Below are 17,392 nucleotides of genomic sequence, written 5' to 3'. Positions count from 1 at the left end.
ACCTTGTCCCACGGGTCGTCACACAGCCCGAAAAGGGCGCGCTGTTCGAGGTGGCGAAAGCCAAAAACGCCCGGTCGGGGACCATAGAACGCGATTAGACAAAGGAAAGACGCATGTTTGCGGTCCTCAAGACTGGCGGCAAGCAGTACAAAGTTCAAGCGGGCGATATCCTCCGCGTTGAAAAATTGGCTGCCGACGCAGGTGAAACAGTTCAATTCAACGATGTTCTGATGCTGGGCGGCGACGCTCCGGTTGTCGGTGCACCGTTCGTCGCAGGCGCAGGCGTTCAGGCCGAAGTGATCGAACAGATCAAAGGTGACAAGGTCATCAACTTCGTAAAACGCCGTCGTAAGCACAGCTCGAAGCGTACCGTTGGCCACCGTCAGAAGCTGACTCTGGTCAAGATCACCGACATTTTGGCGTCAGGCGCCGACAAGTCGGGCATCAAAGCTGCAACCGGTTCGGCGCCGGCTGGCGAAGCTGCCCCCGTGGCAAAAAAGCCTGCCAAGAAAGCTGAAGCCAAAGCAAAGGCACCTGCCGCAGCTGCTGCCGCTGACGATCTGACTCAGTTGACTGGTGTCGGCCCCGCCGCTGCCAAGAAGCTGGCCGAAGCCGGTATCGAGAGCTTTGCCGCTCTGGCCGCCTTGTCGGACGATCAGATTGCTGCTATCGAAACGGTCAAAGTGAAACCCGAATGGGTTGAGCAGGCCAAAGATCTGGCTAAAGGCTAAGGAGAGACAGAATGGCACATAAAAAAGCTGGCGGTTCCTCCCGTAACGGTCGCGACTCAGCTGGTCGCCGCCTTGGCGTGAAACTGTATGGTGGCCAGGCCGCCATTTCAGGCAACATCATCGTGCGTCAGCGCGGCACCAAGTTCTGGCCGGGCGAAGGCGTAGGCATGGGCAAAGATCACACCATCTTTGCAACCGTGGATGGCGCCGTGAAGTTCCACAAGGGACTGAAAAACCGCACCTTTATTTCGGTCCTGCCAGTGGCGGAGGCCGCAGAGTAAGCCGAAACCCAGAAGGTTTAAGAAAATTTCATGGGGGACCGGCAGAAAGTGCCGGTCCCCTTTCTCGTTTTCAGGAGCGGTCCCATGACCGAAGTGATAAAAACAGAGCGTCTTGTCTTGCGTCGGTTTCGGCGTGAGGACTCGTCGCGTCTTGTCACTCTTCTGAACGATCTGGACGTGGTGCGCTGGTTGACGGTTGTACCGCACCCCTATGAGAACGCGCATTCGACCGAATTTGTTGACGAAATGGCTTCCGAGCATGATGCCTTTGCCATTACTCGGGAAGGGAACCTTATCGGCTGTATCTCGACCGGATCCCAGCTGGGGTATTGGGTTGCCAAAGCGTTCTGGGGGCAGGGCTATGTGACCGAAGCTTCCCGCGCGATGATTTCGAGGTTCTTTGCGGCTGATCAGCAGAAACTGACCTCGGGTTATCATGTCGGCAACGAACGGTCCAAGGCGGTCTTGTCAAAACTTGGGTTCAAACCAAATGGCCAGCATCGTGCGACGGCGCGGTCGACCAACGAAGATGTGATAATTCAGGACGTTTTGCTGCGTCGTGTGGACTGGGAGGCGATGCAATGACCGTTGCAACAACTAGTTTCCTGATCTTCGCAGCCTCTCAGGTCGGAACGCCCGGACCCGCCAATATGGTTCTGCTGGGCACAGGTGCACGCTATGGGTTTCGGGCGGCTCTGCCGTTTGTGGCCGGAGTGATCCTGGGCAAACAGCTGATCATCTGGCCCGTTGGTTTTGGTCTGCTGCAACTCGCGGATCAGGCACCGATTGTCTTTTCGGTCCTGAAATACGCCTCGGCGGCGTATATCTGCTGGCTGGCCTGGAAGATCGCGAACCTGCGTCTTTCGCGCAGTGAAACCACTGGAGACGTGCCCGGTTTTTGGGCGGGGCTGATCGTTCATCCCCTTAACCCAAAGGCATGGGCCATGATCATAGCCGGTTTTACCGGGTTCGTTGCGGTTGGCACGCCCAGCTTTAACGCGACGTTCACGATCGCTCTCTGTTTATTGCTTTGCCAGGCGGTTTTACACCCAATCTGGACATTTGCCGGAGATAGAATTGCCCACGTGGTTGAAGGTCGGCCCGTAGAAAAATATCTGATGTGGACGTTAGCGAGTCTCACTGTTGCGTCCGTATTTTTTGTGTTGTTCGGAGGAGGAACGCACTCATGAAACTCGAGACAATAATAAACCAGCCGGTCCTCGAAACCGAGCGGTTCGATCTGCGCCCCTTGCGCCGGTCGGATATGGGTCTCATCGAGCATTATGCAGGCGATGAGCGCGTGGCACGTATGACCACGTCGATCCCGCATCCGCTGCCACCGGGGTCGGTCGAGGCGTTTGTGACGCGTTCGATGGCTGAAGACCGGGATGAGGACGTCTGGGCGATGGACGCCACCAAAGATGGTGGGCCGGAACTGATTGGTCTGATTTCGCTTACACGGCTGGATCGCAATCAGTCCGAAGTTGGCTATTGGGTGGCGCCTGTTTACTGGAATACAGGCGTAGCCTCACTGGCCGTTGAGATGTTGGTGAAAGCTAACCCGCTTGAAAACTCGAATTTGTTTGCCAGCGTGTTTCAGGACAATCCTGCCTCGGCCCGGGTTCTGACCCATTGTGGGTTCCAGTATCTGGGTGATGCCGAAAGTTACTCGGTGGCGCGCGATGCGAATGTGCCCACCTGGACATATAGTAAAAAACTCTGACTTGTGGCCGATGGGGCCCTTGCAGTAGGGGACAGTTATGAAATTTCTCGATCTTGCAAAGGTCTACATCCGGTCCGGGGCCGGCGGTGGCGGGTGCGTCAGCTTTCGGCGTGAAAAATACATTGAATACGGCGGTCCCGATGGCGGTGACGGCGGTAAGGGCGGGTCTGTTTGGGCCGAGGTTGTGGATGGGCTGAACACCCTGATCGACTTCCGCTATCAGCAGCATTTCTTTGCCAAGAACGGTCAACCCGGTCGTGGTCAGCAGCGCACGGGCAAGGATGGTGACGAAATCATCCTGCGCGTGCCTGTCGGAACTGAGATTCTGGACGAGGACGAAGAGACCGTCATCTGCGACCTGACAGAGGTTGGGCAGCGTGTTCTGCTGGCCAAGGGCGGCAATGGTGGCTTTGGCAACCTGCACTTCAAATCGGCAACCAATCAGGCTCCACGCCGAGCCAATCCGGGTCAGGCAGGGATCGACCGCACGATCTGGCTGCGGCTGAAGCTGATTGCGGATGTGGGTCTGCTTGGCATGCCCAATGCTGGTAAATCGACTTTTCTGGCGGCCACATCGAACGCGCGACCCAAGATTGCTGACTATCCGTTCACGACCCTGCATCCTAATCTTGGTGTTGTCGGTGTCGACAATGTGGAATTTGTCGTCGCGGATATTCCCGGCCTGATCGAAGGCGCCCATGAGGGGCGCGGGATTGGAGATCGGTTCCTTGGTCACGTGGAACGTTGTGCCGTTCTGCTGCATCTGGTCGATGGCACCTCGGAAACCGTCGCCGAGGATTACCGCACCATCATTCATGAGCTTGAAGCTTACGGCGGTGAACTGGCTGAAAAGCCCAGGATCACAGTTCTGAACAAGGTCGATGCGCTGGACGAAGAGGAACAGGCGCTGCAAAGGGCTGAGCTGGAAGAGGCTGTTGGTGGCCCCGTGATGACCATGTCTGGCGTTGCGCATCTGGGCGTGACCGAAGTGTTGCGCGCTTTGCGTGCCCAGATCGACGAAAACCGTCTGCGACAAAAACCCGTTGAGGAGACCAAGTCTTGGCAACCCTGACCGCAGCACGCCGATTGGTGGTCAAAATCGGCTCTGCCTTGCTGGTGGACCGCGATACCGGGTTGCTGAGGTCGGATTGGTTGCACTCGCTGGCCCAAGACGTGGCCTGGCTCAAAGGGCAGGGAACTGACGTCATTTTGGTCTCATCCGGCTCCATTGCATTGGGGCGCGGTGTTTTGGGCCTGCCCATGGCGGATTTGCCGTTGGAACAATCTCAGGCCGCCGCTGCTGTTGGCCAAATTCGGCTGGCCCGGGCTTATGAAGAGGCTTTGACGCCGCACAAAATCACAACTGCGCAGGTTTTGGTGACGCTGGAAGACAGCGAAGACCGGCGGCGGTATCTGAACTCTCGCGCGACGCTGGAAACGCTGCTGAGCTTGGGCGTGGTTCCGATCGTCAACGAAAACGATACGGTGGCTACGGATGAGATCCGCTACGGCGACAATGACCGGTTGGCGGCGCAGATCGCGGTGACGGTTGGGGCCGATCAATTGATCCTGTTGTCAGATGTCGACGGTTTCTACACCGGGAACCCGAGTGAAGACGGAAACGCCAAGCGTTTCGATGTTATTGAGACCATCACGCCCGAGATCGAGGAAATGGCAGGCGATGCCGGTTCCGGCCTGTCCAAAGGCGGAATGAAGACCAAGCTGCTGGCCGCCAAGATGGCAACTGCTGCTGGTTGTGATATGGCGATCACCGAAGGTTCGACTTTGAACCCACTGAAATCGCTTGAAGATGGCGCTAATTGCACTTGGTTTACAGCTACGCTGGACCCACATGCCGCGCGCAAGCGCTGGATTTCGGCCATGAAACCGCGCGGTGAAATCGTAGTGGACGCAGGCGCGGCCAAAGCGTTGGGTAATGGTAAAAGCCTGCTGCCTGCTGGTATCGTTGAAGTAACGGGCGATTTCGGCCGCGGTGATCCGGTTGCGATCATGGACCACCAGTCGAGGCGTTTGGCGCAGGGCCTCAGCCGGTATACCGCGCAAGAGGCGGATGCGATCAAGGGTCGGAAGTCCTCAGAGATCGAAGCCACACTGGGCTATCCAGGCCGGGCCGTCCTGATCCATCGAGATGATTTGGCGTTGTAATGGCGCGATGATAAAACCAAATGACCGACCGAAAGGCACCTGAGATGAAGGATTTCGACAACATTCCCGCCCTTATGGCCGATCTTGGTAAACGCGCTAAAGCAGCCTCGGCCGATCTGGCATTTGCAAGTGCCGAGCGTAAACATGCCGCCCTGATTGCCGCGGCTGACGCTGTTTGGGCCAACCGCGCGGATATCATTGAGGCCAACAAGAAAGACCTGGAGTTTGGGCGTGAAAAGGGCCTGAGCCCGGCGATGATGGACCGGCTGATGCTGGACGAAGCGCGAATCCAGGGCATGGTCGACGGGCTGCGCACGGTCGCGGATCAGGCAGACCCCGTGGGCGAGGTTCTGACCGAATGGGACATGGCCTCGGGCCTGAACATCCAGCGTGTTCGCACGCCTCTGGGCGTTATCGGAGTGATTTACGAAAGCCGTCCGAATGTGACGGCGGATGCAGGCGCATTGTGCCTGAAGTCGGGCAACGCGGTGATCCTGCGCGGAGGCTCTGAAAGTTTCCATTCCTCGACCGCCATTCACGCCTGTCTGGTCCAAGGGCTAAAGGCTGCAAACCTGCCAGAAGACGCCATTCAACTTGTGCCCACGCGAGACCGCGCCGCTGTGCAAGAGCTGCTGACCATGACCGATTGTGTGGACGTCATCGTTCCGCGCGGGGGAAAAGGTCTGGTTGGGTTGGTTCAGCGCGAGGCACGCGTGCCCGTCTTTGCGCACTTGGAAGGTATCGTGCACATTTATGTCGACAAGGCTGCGGACCCCCAGAAAACGCTGGACGTCGTGCTGAACGCCAAAACCCGGCGCACTGGGATATGTGGTGCTGCTGAGTGCTTGCTGATCCATCAAGATGTGGCTGAAACACTCGGCCAGGATATCATTTCCGCCTTGCTTGCTGCGGGCGTCGAAATCCATGCCGAAGGCGCGTTGGCCCTGGACGGCACCATAGCGGCCACGGGCGACGACTGGGGCAAAGAATTCCTCGACAGCATCATCGCAGCCAAGCCGGTGGCTGATATTGATCAGGCAATCGCGCATATCCGCCAGTTCGGTTCGAACCACACCGATTGCATCATGACCGAGGATGCTGATGTCGCTGCCCGGTTCTTTGAGCGGCTCGACAGTGCGATCCTGATGCACAATGCCTCAACCCAGTTTGCCGATGGTGGCGAGTTCGGAATGGGGGCCGAGATCGGAATCGCAACCGGCAAAATGCATGCGCGCGGCCCGGTCGGGGCCGCTCAGCTGACGAGCTTCAAATACCTTGTCCGCGGAAACGGGACCGTCCGGTCTTAAAAACGGATAGCGACGCGGGTTGAGGTGGTTTCCGCCACAACCCGCCGACCCATCGAGGCAGCGGTCTGGGGCAGCAGTGCAAACTGCACCTGTGCTGGCGTCACCTTATTCGCAAATTGGCCTTTGGGTAGGTTCTTCCAAAGATCAGACTCTATATTCAGCTTGTCCGCCACACCGGTCACCGTCCAACTGCCACCGTTATTTTCCACGGTGACGTCGCCCCCCATCGGCATGGCTCTTTCGCAACACATCAGGGCCAAAAAGGCGAGCTTGACCTGATTGCGTGGCATCGCATCGGTCACGTGCCAGTTGACACGCACTCGACCAACGCTTTCAACATCTTTCAACAGCTCTGTGACCTCGGCCCGGCCCAACGGTTGATCGCTGGCCGACCCAAAAGCGACGCGAAAGAACCTGATCTTTGCTCCGGCGCTTCCGACGCTGCCCGAGATCAGCTCCATCTCGGGGCCCTGCATGGTTCCGACCATCTCAAGCAGTTCCAGCCCGTTGTTTATTGCGCCAATAGGGCTGATCAGATCGTGACAAATTCGCGACCCAATCAGTTCGGCCAGATTGACGTTGGTGTCGCCCATGCGTACCTCTCCTGTTGTATCTGCCGCCGGACCGGAGCCCGATCATGACAGACCTCAATGCCATACTTGCACCGGGCATGTATGTCCGCCACCCCGATTTCCCCGACTGGGGCGTCGGACAGGTGCAGTCCAACATTGGGGGCAAGATCACCGTGAATTTCCAAGAACAGGGAAAAGTGGTGATTGACGGAACCCGCATCGCCCTGACGCCCGTCTTTGATCCGTGAAACTGGTTTAAGAATGGTTAACGATGGGCCGCCGCCGCGCCGGTTGCCATTTGACCGAAAACTGCGGTATCAGCGCGCAAACAAAAGCGGAATAACTGATGCCGGATGCAGGCCCTTCTTTCACCGTTAAACTTGCCGAATCCGAGGCCGAACTGCGCGCAGCCCAAAGGCTGCGATATGACGTATTCGTCCGCGAATTGGGCGGCGGCGGCAAGATGGTGGACCACGAGGCAGGGTTAGAGCAGGATCAGTTCGATCCTTATTTTGATCACATGCTGGTTTATGATGATGCCACTGGCGAGGTTGTGGGCGTTTACAGGCTGTTACCGGGTGAACGAGCCATCGAATTGGGGCAGTTCTATTCCGAGGATGAATACGACCTGACTGTTTTGAAACAGAGCGGCCGCAAATTGTTGGAGCTTGGACGTTCCTGCCTTCACCCGGACTATCGGGGCGGAACGGCGATGTACCATCTTTGGAATGGTCTAGCGGGATATGTGGCTGAGCGCGAGATTGAGGTGCTGTTCGGGGTCGCCAGCTTCCACGGCATCAATGTACAGGAATTGGCCCAGCCTTTGTCGATGTTGCACCACAATCATCTGGCCCCGCCGGACCTGCGGGTCAGGGCGCAACCCGATGTGTTTCAAAGCATGGACCTTGTCGCGCCGGATGCGCTGGATCGCCGTGGGGCGATGGTACAGGTTCCCGCGCTGATCAAGGCGTACCTGCGGTTGGGTGGCTTTGTGGGCGAGGGGGCGTTTATCGACCACGCGTTCAACACAACAGATGTTTGCCTGATCCTCGACACGGCGCGCATGAACGAGCGCCAGCGGCGTATTTACAGCGGAGCCTAATCCAGTGAACGATCCGCTTTGGGACAGTGACGACGCGCCAGACCCGATTAAATTGGGCGTATTTGGCTGGGCATTGGTAATCTTGCGCGGCCTTCCCTTGGCACTGCTGGTTTTTGGCGGGCTGCTCGTTTTGTTGACCGTTCGCCTGATCGAGCGCCCGCTGTTCGGTTTACGGCGTCCGATCACACCGTTCATTGCGCAGTTTGTCTGCCGCAATGCGCTCCGGCTTCTTGGCATCGGCTTTCGCAGTTCCGGTGAATTGATGCGCGAACGCGGCGCTGTGGTCGCGAACCACACTTCTTGGCTCGACATCTTTGCGCTGAACGCCCGTAAGCGGGTGTACTTCGTGTCCAAGGCCGAGGTGGCCAAATGGCCGGGTATCGGCTGGCTAGCCCGCGCCACGGGCACGGTGTTTATCGAACGAGATCGCAAGAAAGCCCGCGAACAGACCCTGATCTTTGAAGAGCGCTTGAAAGTCGGCCATAAGTTGTTGTTTTTCCCAGAGGGCACCTCGACCGACGGCCTTCGTGTTTTGCCCTTTAAAACAACGCTTTTTGCCGCGTTCTTCTCGGATGAATTGCGGGACTTCATGTATGTTCAGCCTGTTTCCGTAGTCTTTCACGCGCCAAAAGGGCAGCCTGACAGGTTCTATGGCTGGTGGGGCGATATGGATTTTGCCCCGCATCTTCTCAAGACCTTGGGCGCGCGTCGGCAGGGGACGGTGGAATTGATTTACCACGTTCCAGCCAAAGTCAGCGATTTTGCCGACCGCAAGGCGTTGGCGGCACATTGCGAAGAGGCAGTGCGTCACGCGCATGCAATTGCGCGGCTTGAAAAATAAGGCCAATTGGCACTTGCACAGTGCGAATTCCTACCGTATACGCGCGCCATTAAAACCCGCAGGCGGGGTTTGGGCTATTTGAGGGAGACATCCTTATCTGGCCCGCCGGTTGGAGCATCCGCTTCTTTCACCCCCGCCCAGGCGTAAACCGGAAAAGGAAAATAGCATGGCTCTTCCCGAGTTCACCATGCGTCAGCTGCTGGAAGCTGGCGTTCACTTTGGTCACCAGACACAGCGTTGGAATCCCCGCATGGGCCCGTTCATCTACGGCTCGCGCAATGGTATCCACATCATGGACCTGACCCAGACCGTTCCAATGCTGGACCAGGCTTTGCAGGCCGTTCGTGACACCGTTGCAAAAGGTGGCCGCGTTCTGTTCGTTGGTACCAAGCGTCAGGCAGCTCAGCCGATCGCAGAAGCCGCTGAAAAGTCGGCTCAGTACTACATGAACCACCGCTGGCTGGGCGGCACGCTGACCAACTGGAAAACCGTTTCCCAGTCGATCAATCGTCTGAACCAAATTGACGAAGCCATGGAATCGGGCGCCGAAGGCCTGACCAAGAAAGAGCGTCTGGGCATGGAACGTGACCAGGGCAAACTGCAGGCATCGCTGGGCGGTATCCGCGAGATGGGTGGCGTTCCTGATCTGCTGTTCGTCATCGACGTCAAAAAAGAAGCACTGGCAATCGCCGAAGCCAACAAGCTGGGTATCCCGGTTGTGGCAATTGTCGATACCAACTGCTCCCCCGATGGCGTGGATTACATCATCCCCGGCAACGACGACGCAGCGCGCGCGATCTCTCTGTATTGCGATCTGGTTGCTCGTGCCGCTCTGGACGGAATGACCGCTCAGATGGGTGCTGCAGGCGTTGACCTGGGCGCATTCGAAGAAGCACCGGTTGAAGAAGTCGTTGCGGAAGAAGCACCCGTTGCAGAAGAAGCCACGCCGGAAGCCAAAGCCGAAGCGTAAGCTGCCCGTCACGTAAATGACATATGGGGCAGGGTAGACCTGCCCCAATTCCGTTTGAATTGAGGAGAGCCAAAAGATGGCAATCACAGCAGCAATGGTTAAAGAACTGCGCGACTCGACCGGCGCAGGCATGATGGACGCAAAAAAAGCGCTGACCGAAACCGGCGGCAACATGGACGAAGCCGTTGATTGGCTGCGCACCAAAGGTCTGGCCAAAGCGGCCAAGAAATCCGGCCGTACCGCAGCAGAAGGTTTGGTTGCAGTTCACGTCAACGGTGGCAACGGTGTTGCTGTCGAAGTGAACTCGGAAACCGACTTCGTCGCAAAGAACGCCGAGTTCCAGGAAATGGTTGGCAAGATTGCTTACGCGGCAGAAGGCGTCGACAATGTCGAAGCTCTGTTGGCCGCTGATCTGGGCGGCAAAAACGTTGCTGACACCCTGACCGACAAGATCGCCACCATTGGTGAAAACATGTCGGTTCGCCGCATGGCGAAACTGTCAGGCGACACTGTTGTGTCCTACGTTCACAACGCAGCCACCAACGGCATGGGCAAAATCGGTGTACTGGTTGCTCTGTCCGGTGGTGACGAAGTGATCGGCAAACAGATTGCGATGCACATCGCAGCTGTGAACCCGGCGGCCCTGTCTGAAGCGGACATGAACCCGGCTGTTGTCGAAAAGGAAAAGCAGGTTCAGATGGACATCGCCCGCGAATCCGGCAAGCCAGAGCAGGTGATCGAAAAAATGATCGTTGGCCGTATGAAGAAATTCGTAGCGGAATCAACTTTGCTGAACCAGTCGTTCGTTGTGAACCCTGACCTGACCGTCGAAGCCGCTGCCAAAGAAGCAGGCGCAACCATCACTGGTTTCGTCCGTCTGGAAGTTGGCGAAGGCATCGTGGTCGAAAAAGAAGACTTCGCAGCTGAAGTTGCCAAAGCCGTACAGGGCTAAATCGGGCAGAGGCTCTGAAAGGGGCCTCAACCTGAACAGAATTAAACCGGCTACTTTCCAGTAGTCGGTTTTTTTGCGCCTTCCGGCGTTAGGAACAACAGATCATACACTACTATTGGAAGGATTGAGGGGCCCCGCAGATGGGGATGGTCGAGGCCCCCCAAAATTCCGACTAAGAGACGCGGACAAATAGACGCCTTTATGTCAGAGCAACCGGAGAGCTTTGGTATTGCAAAGATCCGATCAAAACGTTCCCAGGCTAAAGCCACCACTCACGGAACAATATCACTTTGCAACTGGGGCTCAGATTCGGGAAGTCATGTTTTCCTTACCCTACGTAAATTGACGCAATTTAGCGTCAAAAAAAACACATCATGCTTCCATGATGAACATCTGATTTTGCAGGGATGCTTTGAGCACGGCTTGCGCAGTTGTTTCCACTGAAAGGGACTCCCGGGCCAGCCTCAAATGCTTTTCAACGGTCGCCGATGTCAGGCCCATCAAAAGCGCTATGTCTTGCGTCGTCTTCCCATCACCAACCCATTCCAGCGCCTCGCGCTGACGCTTCGTCAGAGCGCGATTGGGGGTGTTGTAGGGCAGGGTAAGTATCTTCAGATGCGCGACATTGTTCATCAACAAGATGTCATCGCCATGTTCAGCCCAGATTGCGTCAACCTCATCCTGGCTAGTGGCACCACCAGCCGAAAGAGAGATCGCTCCCTTGGACCGCATCGACACCGAGGTGAAACTGATAGTGTATCCCGCCACAACGCCTTTTGACCGATTGAACTCGTATACTTGGCGTTCCTGGGCGGTCATCGTGCCGTCGGAATTCATATCCTGAATCATTCTCCAACTGGCCGCACCTTCATTGTGAAGCGCCCATTTCAGCATGGGTGCATGAAAGTACAGCCCATCGCGAACGAAACCATCAATGTACTCTTTGCCGTGGTTTGTAAGGATGGTGAAGTCTTCGGGGTCTCCCAAAGACGTTTCGGTCCTGTAGCGCGTATAGCCGTATAGCAGACGGTCGAAACCGAAAATTGCCATCTGGCGGCAATGAGCGTCCCAAAGCTCTTCCAGAGTTTTGACGTAGCTGAGGAAATTCAGATACTCACCCAGCTTCATACGGACCCCTCATTTTGCAAATGCGCCGACAGCGCATCCAACGCCATCACATAACCCTGCAGCCCAAAGCCGCAGATCTGTCCCAGCGCAACCGGCGCCACATAGGATTTGTGCCGGAAGGGTTCACGTGCGTGTATGTTCGACAGGTGAACCTCAACAACCGGCAGGTCTACCGAAGCGATCGCATCCATCAAAGCGACCGAGGTGTGTGTATACGCCCCAGCGTTCAGAACGATCCCGTCCTGATTGCCTTTGGCCGCGTGGATCGCGTCGATCAGCACACCTTCGTGATTGGATTGCAGGTGTGATACGTCCAACCCGATAGACGCGCCGTGGCTTACACAGGTTTCTTCGACCATTTTCAGCGTTGTACGGCCATAAACCTCGGGTTGTCGTGTGCCCAGCAAGTTCAGGTTCGGACCGTTCAAAATCAGAACTTTATGCATTCATTCTCCGTCCCATTACTGGTTGATAAACGTGATTAGGTATGGATGTCCACCAGCCTGCGCACTCATCAGGCGAGTGTCGCGCATCTAACACCATCTGATCTTGAACCAAGCGTCGAAAACCAGTCAGGATTCTGGCATCGTTACCACAACTTTTCCAAGAACGGTGCGGTCGTTCAATAACTTCAGTGCCTCGCTTGCATCCGCTAAAGGAAACCGCCGACTGATTTGCGGCTTTATCTGTGAATTGGCGTATAAGTCGAACAACTTGCTGATATTTTCGGCATGGCCTTTGGGATCCCGATAGACCGAAGCCCCCCAGAACACGCCAACGATCTGGCAGCCCTTCAACAATGGTAGATTGAGTGGGACTTTGGGAATACCGGCCGGAAACCCTACAACAAGGAACCGGCCATTCCACGCCATGCTGCGCAGCGCGGGTTCGGCATAATCTCCGCCAACGGCATCATAGACAACATCCACGCCATTTGCGCCCGCTATAGCCTTGATTTCGCCAGAGAATGCCTTTTGCGCATCACGATCCATCTGGCGGGAATATACGATTGAGTCGTCCGCGCCGATTTGACGGCAAAAATCCGCCTTTTCCTGAGAAGATACGGCCGCTATGACACGCGCCCCCATCGCCTTGCCCAGCTCAATGGCCGCGCTACCGACACCACCTGCGGCACCCAGCACCAAAAGCGTTTCACCAGGCTGCAATGCGGCACGGTCTTTCAGCGCGTGGTAGGACGTGCCGTAGGTGAAAATGAAACATGCCGCGTCATCGAATGGCATCGATGCGGGGAATTTCACTGCTGTGGCCGCCTTGACCGTCAATTGCGTGGTAAAACCGCCAAATCCGGTCAGCGCCAGAACCCTGTCCCCAACCTCGAACCCGTTCACGCCTTCTCCAACGCCCAATACCTCACCTGCGATTTCCCCCCCGGGGGCAAATGGTCTTGGTGGTTTAATCTGATACAGGTCCTGGATCATCAACGTATCGGGGAAATTGACGCCAGCAGCCTTGACCCCAACCAGCAACTCTCCCTTTCCTGGCACCGGGTCGGGCAGGGTCGTAAGTTCCAATGTATCCGGTCCGCCCGGCGCGACGCTGAGTAACGCTTGCATATTGACTGTCTTGTCCTTGTTATTCGGTTGAGAGGACCTTTGGCGCAGCGGTGAATGTTGTCAAGAATTCCGCAGGGTGCAAATCTCGCCGAAAATCGCCACCTGTGCCACAATTCAAAACCGAGGAGCAGACCATGACCCCTGAAACCCTATTTTCGCTGCAGGGAAAAACCGCACTGGTTACAGGCGGTGCCACCGGCATTGGCCGGATGGCTGCGGAATCGCTTGTAAGGGCAGGGGCACGCGTGCTGATCGCGTCGCGCAAGGGGGAAGCCTGTGAAACCGTCGCGGCCGAGCTGAATGCTCTGGACGCGCCCGGAAGCGCCGAAGGTTTCAGCGGAGATGTCGGAACGGAAGAAGGCGTTCTGGCCATGATCGATGAGGTCAAGAATCGCACGGATACCCTTGATATCCTGATGAATAATGCGGGCATCTCTTGGGGTTCACCGCTGGGACAGTTTCCCCATCACGCGTGGGAAAAGGTCAATTCCGTCAACGTCGCTGGTCTGTTCGAACTGACGCAGCGTCTGTTGCCGATGCTGATGAAGTCCGGAACACCTGATGATCCGGCTCGCGTGGTCAACGTTGGATCGGTAATGGGTGAGGTACCGATGGGCGACGGTGCCTACAGCTATTCCGCATCCAAAGCTGCGGTGCTGCACTTGACCAAGATTCTGGCCAAGGAATTGTCGCCCTATCACGTCACTGTTAACGCGCTTGCGCCGGGACCATTTGTATCACGGATGACAGCCTTTGCGACGGCAGACGAGGGCACGCGCGAAAAGGTTGGCAAGACAGTTCCGTTGGGCCGTGTAGGTCGCGACGAGGATATCGCCGGGTGTTTGTTGTTCCTGTGCGGGCGTGGCGGCAGCTATGTGACCGGAGCCGTTATCCCGGTTTCTGGGGGCCTGAACGTGGTGACCGCCGGTAATCTCTTCGCCGAAGCACTATAGGGCCGGGGGAATAGTTATTGGAAATGCGTGATAAATCACAACTCGACCTGACGGCGCTAGACACCTATCTCAGCGCAAATTTGGACGGTTACATGGGGCCGCTGGAAGCGACGAAGTTCGCCATTGGACAATCCAACCCGACTTTCGAACTGAGCACACCGTCCAAGACTTACGTGCTGCGCCGTAAGCCGCCAGGCGTTTTGCTGAAATCAGCCCATGCTGTGGAACGCGAGTTTCGCGTTCAAAGCGCACTGGCCGATAGCGCGGTTCCGGTCCCTCGGATGATGCTGCTTTGCGAGGATGACGACATCATCGGTTCGGCGTTTTATGTCATGGAACGGTTGCAGGGGCGTGTATTCCTAGAACCTACGACGGATGAGGCCGACAACCCAACTCGCAGTGGTATATTCGACGAAATGAACCGCGTGCTGGCCGATTTGCATGACGTCGATGTGGATGCGGTAGGCCTGTCCGACTATGGCCCGCCCGGCAATTACTTTGAGCGCCAAATTGCCCGATGGACCAAGCAGTATCGCGCATCCGAGACAACGACCATCCCCGAAATGGACGCGCTTATTTCCGCGCTTGAGGGGGCCATTCCAAACGATGACGGTCAGCGAACTTTGGTGCATGGTGACTACCGCATTGATAATCTGATGTTCGAGCAAAACGGTTCGCGCTGCATTGGCGTTCTGGATTGGGAGCTGTCGACGATTGGGCACCCATACGCAGATCTGGCGGCAGTCATCATGCAGTGGCAATTACCCCCCGGAAACGAGGGGCGCGGGTTGGCAGGCATCGACCGTCAAGCCCTGGGAATACCGTCAGATCAAGAGTTTATCGGGCGATATTGCCAGCGTCGCGGCCTACCCGGAATCAAAAATTTCGGGTTCTACCTGGCGTTCAATTTCTTCCGAATGGCCGGAATTCTACAGGGTGTGTACAAGCGCGCACTGGATGGCAACGCGTCTGATCCCAAACGCGCGCAGGTATTTGGGGCTTATGTTCCGGTGTTTGCAAAACACGGGCTGGAAGCACTGAAATCGTAGATATTCCGTCAGGCTGATGGCCGGGAAAGCTCCAACTCAATATTGCCAAGGCTGTTTTTGCCAAAGAACATTTCGGTGCCCACAAACATTGTGGGCACACCGAATACACCTTGCTTTACGGCGGCTTTGGATTGCTCTTTGAGCCGCTGCTTTATTTCGGCACCCGTCATGGCCTCGCGGATCTTGCGCGCAGGAAGTTTGTTTTCCTGCAAGATATCCATCAGCACTCCCAGTTCATCAACTTTCTGGCCATGCACCCAAATCGCATCAAATATTGCGTTTATGTATTTGGGTTCCCATGATTTTCCCGAGGCGAATACAGCGCCGCGCGTGGCAAATTTTGTGTTCACCGGGAAATGCGGGCTCATATGAAAGCTCAATCCGCGTCTGCGAGCAAAGCGATGAAGATCATGGGTCAAATAGGCCGTTTTTTGGCGATTTTCCGAAAATGCCTCGAACGGGTTCTGATTATGTGTCGCCTTGAATATCGTCGGCAGTAACACGGGCACATAGCTTACCTGCATGCCATTTCGTTTCGCCAGTTCGGGCAAAACCTTATGGGCCAGAAATGCGTTTGGGCTGCAAAAATCGAAAATGAAATCTATGGTCTGCGTCATTGTCTAAACTCCGATACGACGATCTGTGAAATGAACTCTGAACCACCAGACGAATCTATAACGCGTCTAGTGTACAGGCGGGAAGGCTGGCGCGCACTGGCCGTTGGTCACGATGTGGGAAATCAGGAATTCCTCTATTAATTCAGTGCGTCACCGGTCAAGATCAAACAAACCGCCGAGGAGGTTCGAGAAACCCATGCGCAGCCAGACCACCCTTGATCCTGCCCGCCTGAACCGCATACGGGACTGGATGCAGCGCTATGTCGATGAGCGCAAATACGCGGGCAGTTCATTACTATTGACCCACCACGGGTCCGAGGCGTTTTTTCACGCCTGTGGCCTCAGAAATGTCGAGAAGGACCTGCCGTTTCAGCGCGATACGCTCGTTCGGATCTATTCTATGACGAAACCCATCACCTCGGTCGCGGTGATGATGCTGGCCGAGCGTGGGTTGTTCCACCTCGACGCGCCACTCTCTGAATTCCTGCCTGAATTTGCTTCCGTGCTGGCTCTTGTGCCCGGGGCGGAGAGGCTGGATCAAACCGAAGATGCTCCATCCCCGACACTGCATCAGCTTCTGACCCATACAAGCGGATTCAGTTATCCGTTCAATCCCGGTGTTCTCCCGGCAGCAATGGATGCACGGAAGCTAATTTTTAGCCCAAATCAAGGGCCTTTGAGGGACAGGATCGGCGCACTGGCACAGCTGCCATTGGCATTCCAGCCAGGAACCCGTTGGGAGTATTCAGTTTCCACTGATGTGTTGGGCCGCATGGTCGAGGTTGTGTCCGGCAAAACCTTGGATCAGTTCTTCGCGCAAGAGATCTTTGAGCCGCTAGAGATGGCCGAGACCGGATTTTCTGCACCCAAAGGGGCAGGGGATCGGTTCGCGTCTCTCTATACGCCGCTGGCCGGGGACGCGATGGCGCTGAATTCAGCTGAGACCGGCGACGACACTCTGCGATTGACAGACGAGGCAGGCGCATCCCCATTTGAAAAGGCGACGACCTTTTCGGGCGGTGGCGGTCTGATTAGCACGATCGACGACTACGTCAAATTCACCGAGATGATGCGAAACCGGGGGCAGGGAAACGGCCACCGCTTGCTGGGTCCAAAGACAGTCGACTTCATGCTGCAAAACCACTTGTCGGGCGATATCGCCTCGATGGGCCCGCAAAGCTTTGCCGAGCAACCGATGGAAGGCATGGGATTTGGTCTGGCCGGGTCTGTCATCATCAACCCTGGTAGAACCCGAACACCTGGGTCATTAGGTGATTTTAGTTGGGGCGGTATGGCTTCGACATTCTTCTGGATTGACCGCAGCAACGATCTGTCGGCAGTATTCTTCACCCAATTGTCGCCGTCCAGTTCTTACCCGTCCCGATCCGAGCTAAAGGCGCTGGTAATGGGCGCGTTGGTTGATTGA

At 56.3% G+C, this 17,392-nt stretch carries 21 protein-coding genes; 16 read left to right on the top strand and 5 right to left on the bottom strand.

Translation table 11 applies throughout. From position 1 onward, the window contains the following. Nucleotides 1–113: 113 nt before the first annotated feature. From AC2FLJ_RS00845 to AC2FLJ_RS00810, 8 genes are all read left to right on the top strand, one after another. The gene (locus AC2FLJ_RS00845) at nucleotides 114–731 is read left to right on the top strand and encodes a 50S ribosomal protein L21 (protein ID WP_058271645.1); all 618 of its coding nucleotides are present in this window, start codon (nucleotides 114–116) and stop codon (nucleotides 729–731) included. Nucleotides 732–742: 11 nt separating this feature from the next. Next, complete coding sequence (gene rpmA, locus AC2FLJ_RS00840) at nucleotides 743–1,012, top strand: 50S ribosomal protein L27 (protein WP_058271644.1); 270 nt, start codon at nucleotides 743–745, stop codon at nucleotides 1,010–1,012. Between the two features lie 84 nt (nucleotides 1,013–1,096). Beyond that, nucleotides 1,097–1,597: a GNAT family N-acetyltransferase gene (locus AC2FLJ_RS00835; protein ID WP_496695466.1), complete on the top strand. Its 501-nt coding sequence runs from the start codon at nucleotides 1,097–1,099 to the stop codon at nucleotides 1,595–1,597. After that, nucleotides 1,594–2,202 carry a LysE family translocator gene (locus AC2FLJ_RS00830; protein ID WP_058271642.1) on the top strand — a complete coding sequence of 203 codons (609 nt, stop codon included), beginning with the start codon at nucleotides 1,594–1,596 and terminating at the stop codon, nucleotides 2,200–2,202. The genes AC2FLJ_RS00835 and AC2FLJ_RS00830 overlap by 4 nt, the downstream gene beginning before the upstream one ends. After that, nucleotides 2,199–2,735 carry a GNAT family N-acetyltransferase gene (locus AC2FLJ_RS00825; RefSeq protein WP_058277925.1) on the top strand — a complete coding sequence of 179 codons (537 nt, stop codon included), beginning with the start codon at nucleotides 2,199–2,201 and terminating at the stop codon, nucleotides 2,733–2,735. The genes AC2FLJ_RS00830 and AC2FLJ_RS00825 overlap by 4 nt, the downstream gene beginning before the upstream one ends. 37 nt (nucleotides 2,736–2,772) lie before the next feature. Next, nucleotides 2,773–3,807 carry a GTPase ObgE gene (gene obgE / locus AC2FLJ_RS00820; RefSeq protein ID WP_108858609.1) on the top strand — a complete coding sequence of 345 codons (1,035 nt, stop codon included), beginning with the start codon at nucleotides 2,773–2,775 and terminating at the stop codon, nucleotides 3,805–3,807. Beyond that, nucleotides 3,795–4,901 (top strand): glutamate 5-kinase, encoded by a 1,107-nt coding sequence (gene proB / locus AC2FLJ_RS00815; RefSeq protein ID WP_496704226.1) that lies wholly within the window; start codon nucleotides 3,795–3,797, stop codon nucleotides 4,899–4,901. The genes obgE and proB overlap by 13 nt, the downstream gene beginning before the upstream one ends. A 44-nt stretch (nucleotides 4,902–4,945) precedes the next feature. Beyond that, the gene (locus AC2FLJ_RS00810; RefSeq protein ID WP_496695648.1) at nucleotides 4,946–6,208 is read left to right on the top strand and encodes a glutamate-5-semialdehyde dehydrogenase; all 1,263 of its coding nucleotides are present in this window, start codon (nucleotides 4,946–4,948) and stop codon (nucleotides 6,206–6,208) included. Here AC2FLJ_RS00810 and AC2FLJ_RS00805 read toward each other — a convergent pair. Next, a complete protein-coding gene (locus AC2FLJ_RS00805; RefSeq protein ID WP_496695472.1) occupies nucleotides 6,205–6,801 on the bottom strand; it encodes a histidine phosphotransferase family protein in 597 nt (198 codons plus the stop codon). The two genes, AC2FLJ_RS00810 and AC2FLJ_RS00805, sit on opposite strands and share 4 nt — an antisense overlap. A 44-nt stretch (nucleotides 6,802–6,845) precedes the next feature. Between AC2FLJ_RS00805 and AC2FLJ_RS00800 the strand changes: the two genes are divergently transcribed. From AC2FLJ_RS00800 to tsf, 5 genes are all read left to right on the top strand, one after another. Beyond that, nucleotides 6,846–7,028 (top strand): DUF3553 domain-containing protein, encoded by a 183-nt coding sequence (locus AC2FLJ_RS00800; protein WP_058271637.1) that lies wholly within the window; start codon nucleotides 6,846–6,848, stop codon nucleotides 7,026–7,028. Nucleotides 7,029–7,126: 98 nt separating this feature from the next. After that, nucleotides 7,127–7,882, top strand: coding sequence for an L-ornithine N(alpha)-acyltransferase (gene olsB, locus AC2FLJ_RS00795; protein WP_496695474.1), 756 nt, complete (start codon nucleotides 7,127–7,129; stop codon nucleotides 7,880–7,882). A 4-nt stretch (nucleotides 7,883–7,886) separates the two neighbouring features. Further along, nucleotides 7,887–8,723, top strand: coding sequence for a lyso-ornithine lipid O-acyltransferase (olsA, locus tag AC2FLJ_RS00790; protein ID WP_496695476.1), 837 nt, complete (start codon nucleotides 7,887–7,889; stop codon nucleotides 8,721–8,723). Between the two features lie 166 nt (nucleotides 8,724–8,889). Next, nucleotides 8,890–9,693, top strand: a complete 804-nt coding sequence (gene rpsB, locus AC2FLJ_RS00785) for a 30S ribosomal protein S2 (RefSeq protein WP_058271914.1) — start codon at nucleotides 8,890–8,892, stop codon at nucleotides 9,691–9,693. A 76-nt stretch (nucleotides 9,694–9,769) separates the two neighbouring features. Continuing rightward, entirely contained in the window at nucleotides 9,770–10,645 is an 876-nt protein-coding gene (tsf, locus tag AC2FLJ_RS00780; RefSeq protein ID WP_496704225.1) for a translation elongation factor Ts, read from the top strand. Nucleotides 10,646–11,017: 372 nt separating this feature from the next. Here tsf and AC2FLJ_RS00775 read toward each other — a convergent pair whose 3' ends face one another. From AC2FLJ_RS00775 to AC2FLJ_RS00765, 3 genes are all read right to left on the bottom strand, one after another. After that, entirely contained in the window at nucleotides 11,018–11,773 is a 756-nt protein-coding gene (locus AC2FLJ_RS00775) for a helix-turn-helix transcriptional regulator (RefSeq protein ID WP_058271634.1), read from the bottom strand. Further along, entirely contained in the window at nucleotides 11,770–12,219 is a 450-nt protein-coding gene (gene aroQ, locus AC2FLJ_RS00770) for a type II 3-dehydroquinate dehydratase (RefSeq protein WP_058271633.1), read from the bottom strand. The genes AC2FLJ_RS00775 and aroQ overlap by 4 nt, the downstream gene beginning before the upstream one ends. A 126-nt stretch (nucleotides 12,220–12,345) precedes the next feature. Then, nucleotides 12,346–13,347, bottom strand: a complete 1,002-nt coding sequence (locus tag AC2FLJ_RS00765; RefSeq protein WP_496704224.1) for an NADPH:quinone oxidoreductase family protein — start codon at nucleotides 13,345–13,347, stop codon at nucleotides 12,346–12,348. A 134-nt stretch (nucleotides 13,348–13,481) separates the two neighbouring features. Here AC2FLJ_RS00765 and AC2FLJ_RS00760 point away from each other — a divergent pair, with 134 nt between their 5' ends. Further along, on the top strand, nucleotides 13,482–14,300 hold the full coding sequence (locus tag AC2FLJ_RS00760) for an SDR family oxidoreductase (protein WP_282168317.1): 819 nt from the start codon (nucleotides 13,482–13,484) through the stop codon (nucleotides 14,298–14,300). Between the two features lie 23 nt (nucleotides 14,301–14,323). Further along, on the top strand, nucleotides 14,324–15,349 hold the full coding sequence (locus tag AC2FLJ_RS00755; protein ID WP_496704223.1) for a phosphotransferase family protein: 1,026 nt from the start codon (nucleotides 14,324–14,326) through the stop codon (nucleotides 15,347–15,349). An 8-nt stretch (nucleotides 15,350–15,357) separates the two neighbouring features. Here AC2FLJ_RS00755 and AC2FLJ_RS00750 read toward each other — a convergent pair whose 3' ends face one another. After that, complete coding sequence (locus AC2FLJ_RS00750) at nucleotides 15,358–15,966, bottom strand: 2-hydroxychromene-2-carboxylate isomerase (protein WP_282168315.1); 609 nt, start codon at nucleotides 15,964–15,966, stop codon at nucleotides 15,358–15,360. Between the two features lie 196 nt (nucleotides 15,967–16,162). On the opposite strand from AC2FLJ_RS00750, the gene AC2FLJ_RS00745 reads away from it, so the two are divergent. Further along, nucleotides 16,163–17,392 carry a serine hydrolase domain-containing protein gene (locus tag AC2FLJ_RS00745; RefSeq protein WP_496704222.1) on the top strand — a complete coding sequence of 410 codons (1,230 nt, stop codon included), beginning with the start codon at nucleotides 16,163–16,165 and terminating at the stop codon, nucleotides 17,390–17,392.

This window comes from Ruegeria sp. CDSA034 (assembly GCF_059612275.1).
Note: the sequence above shows the minus strand (reverse complement) of the source record. Positions and strands in the feature narration are given on the sequence as shown.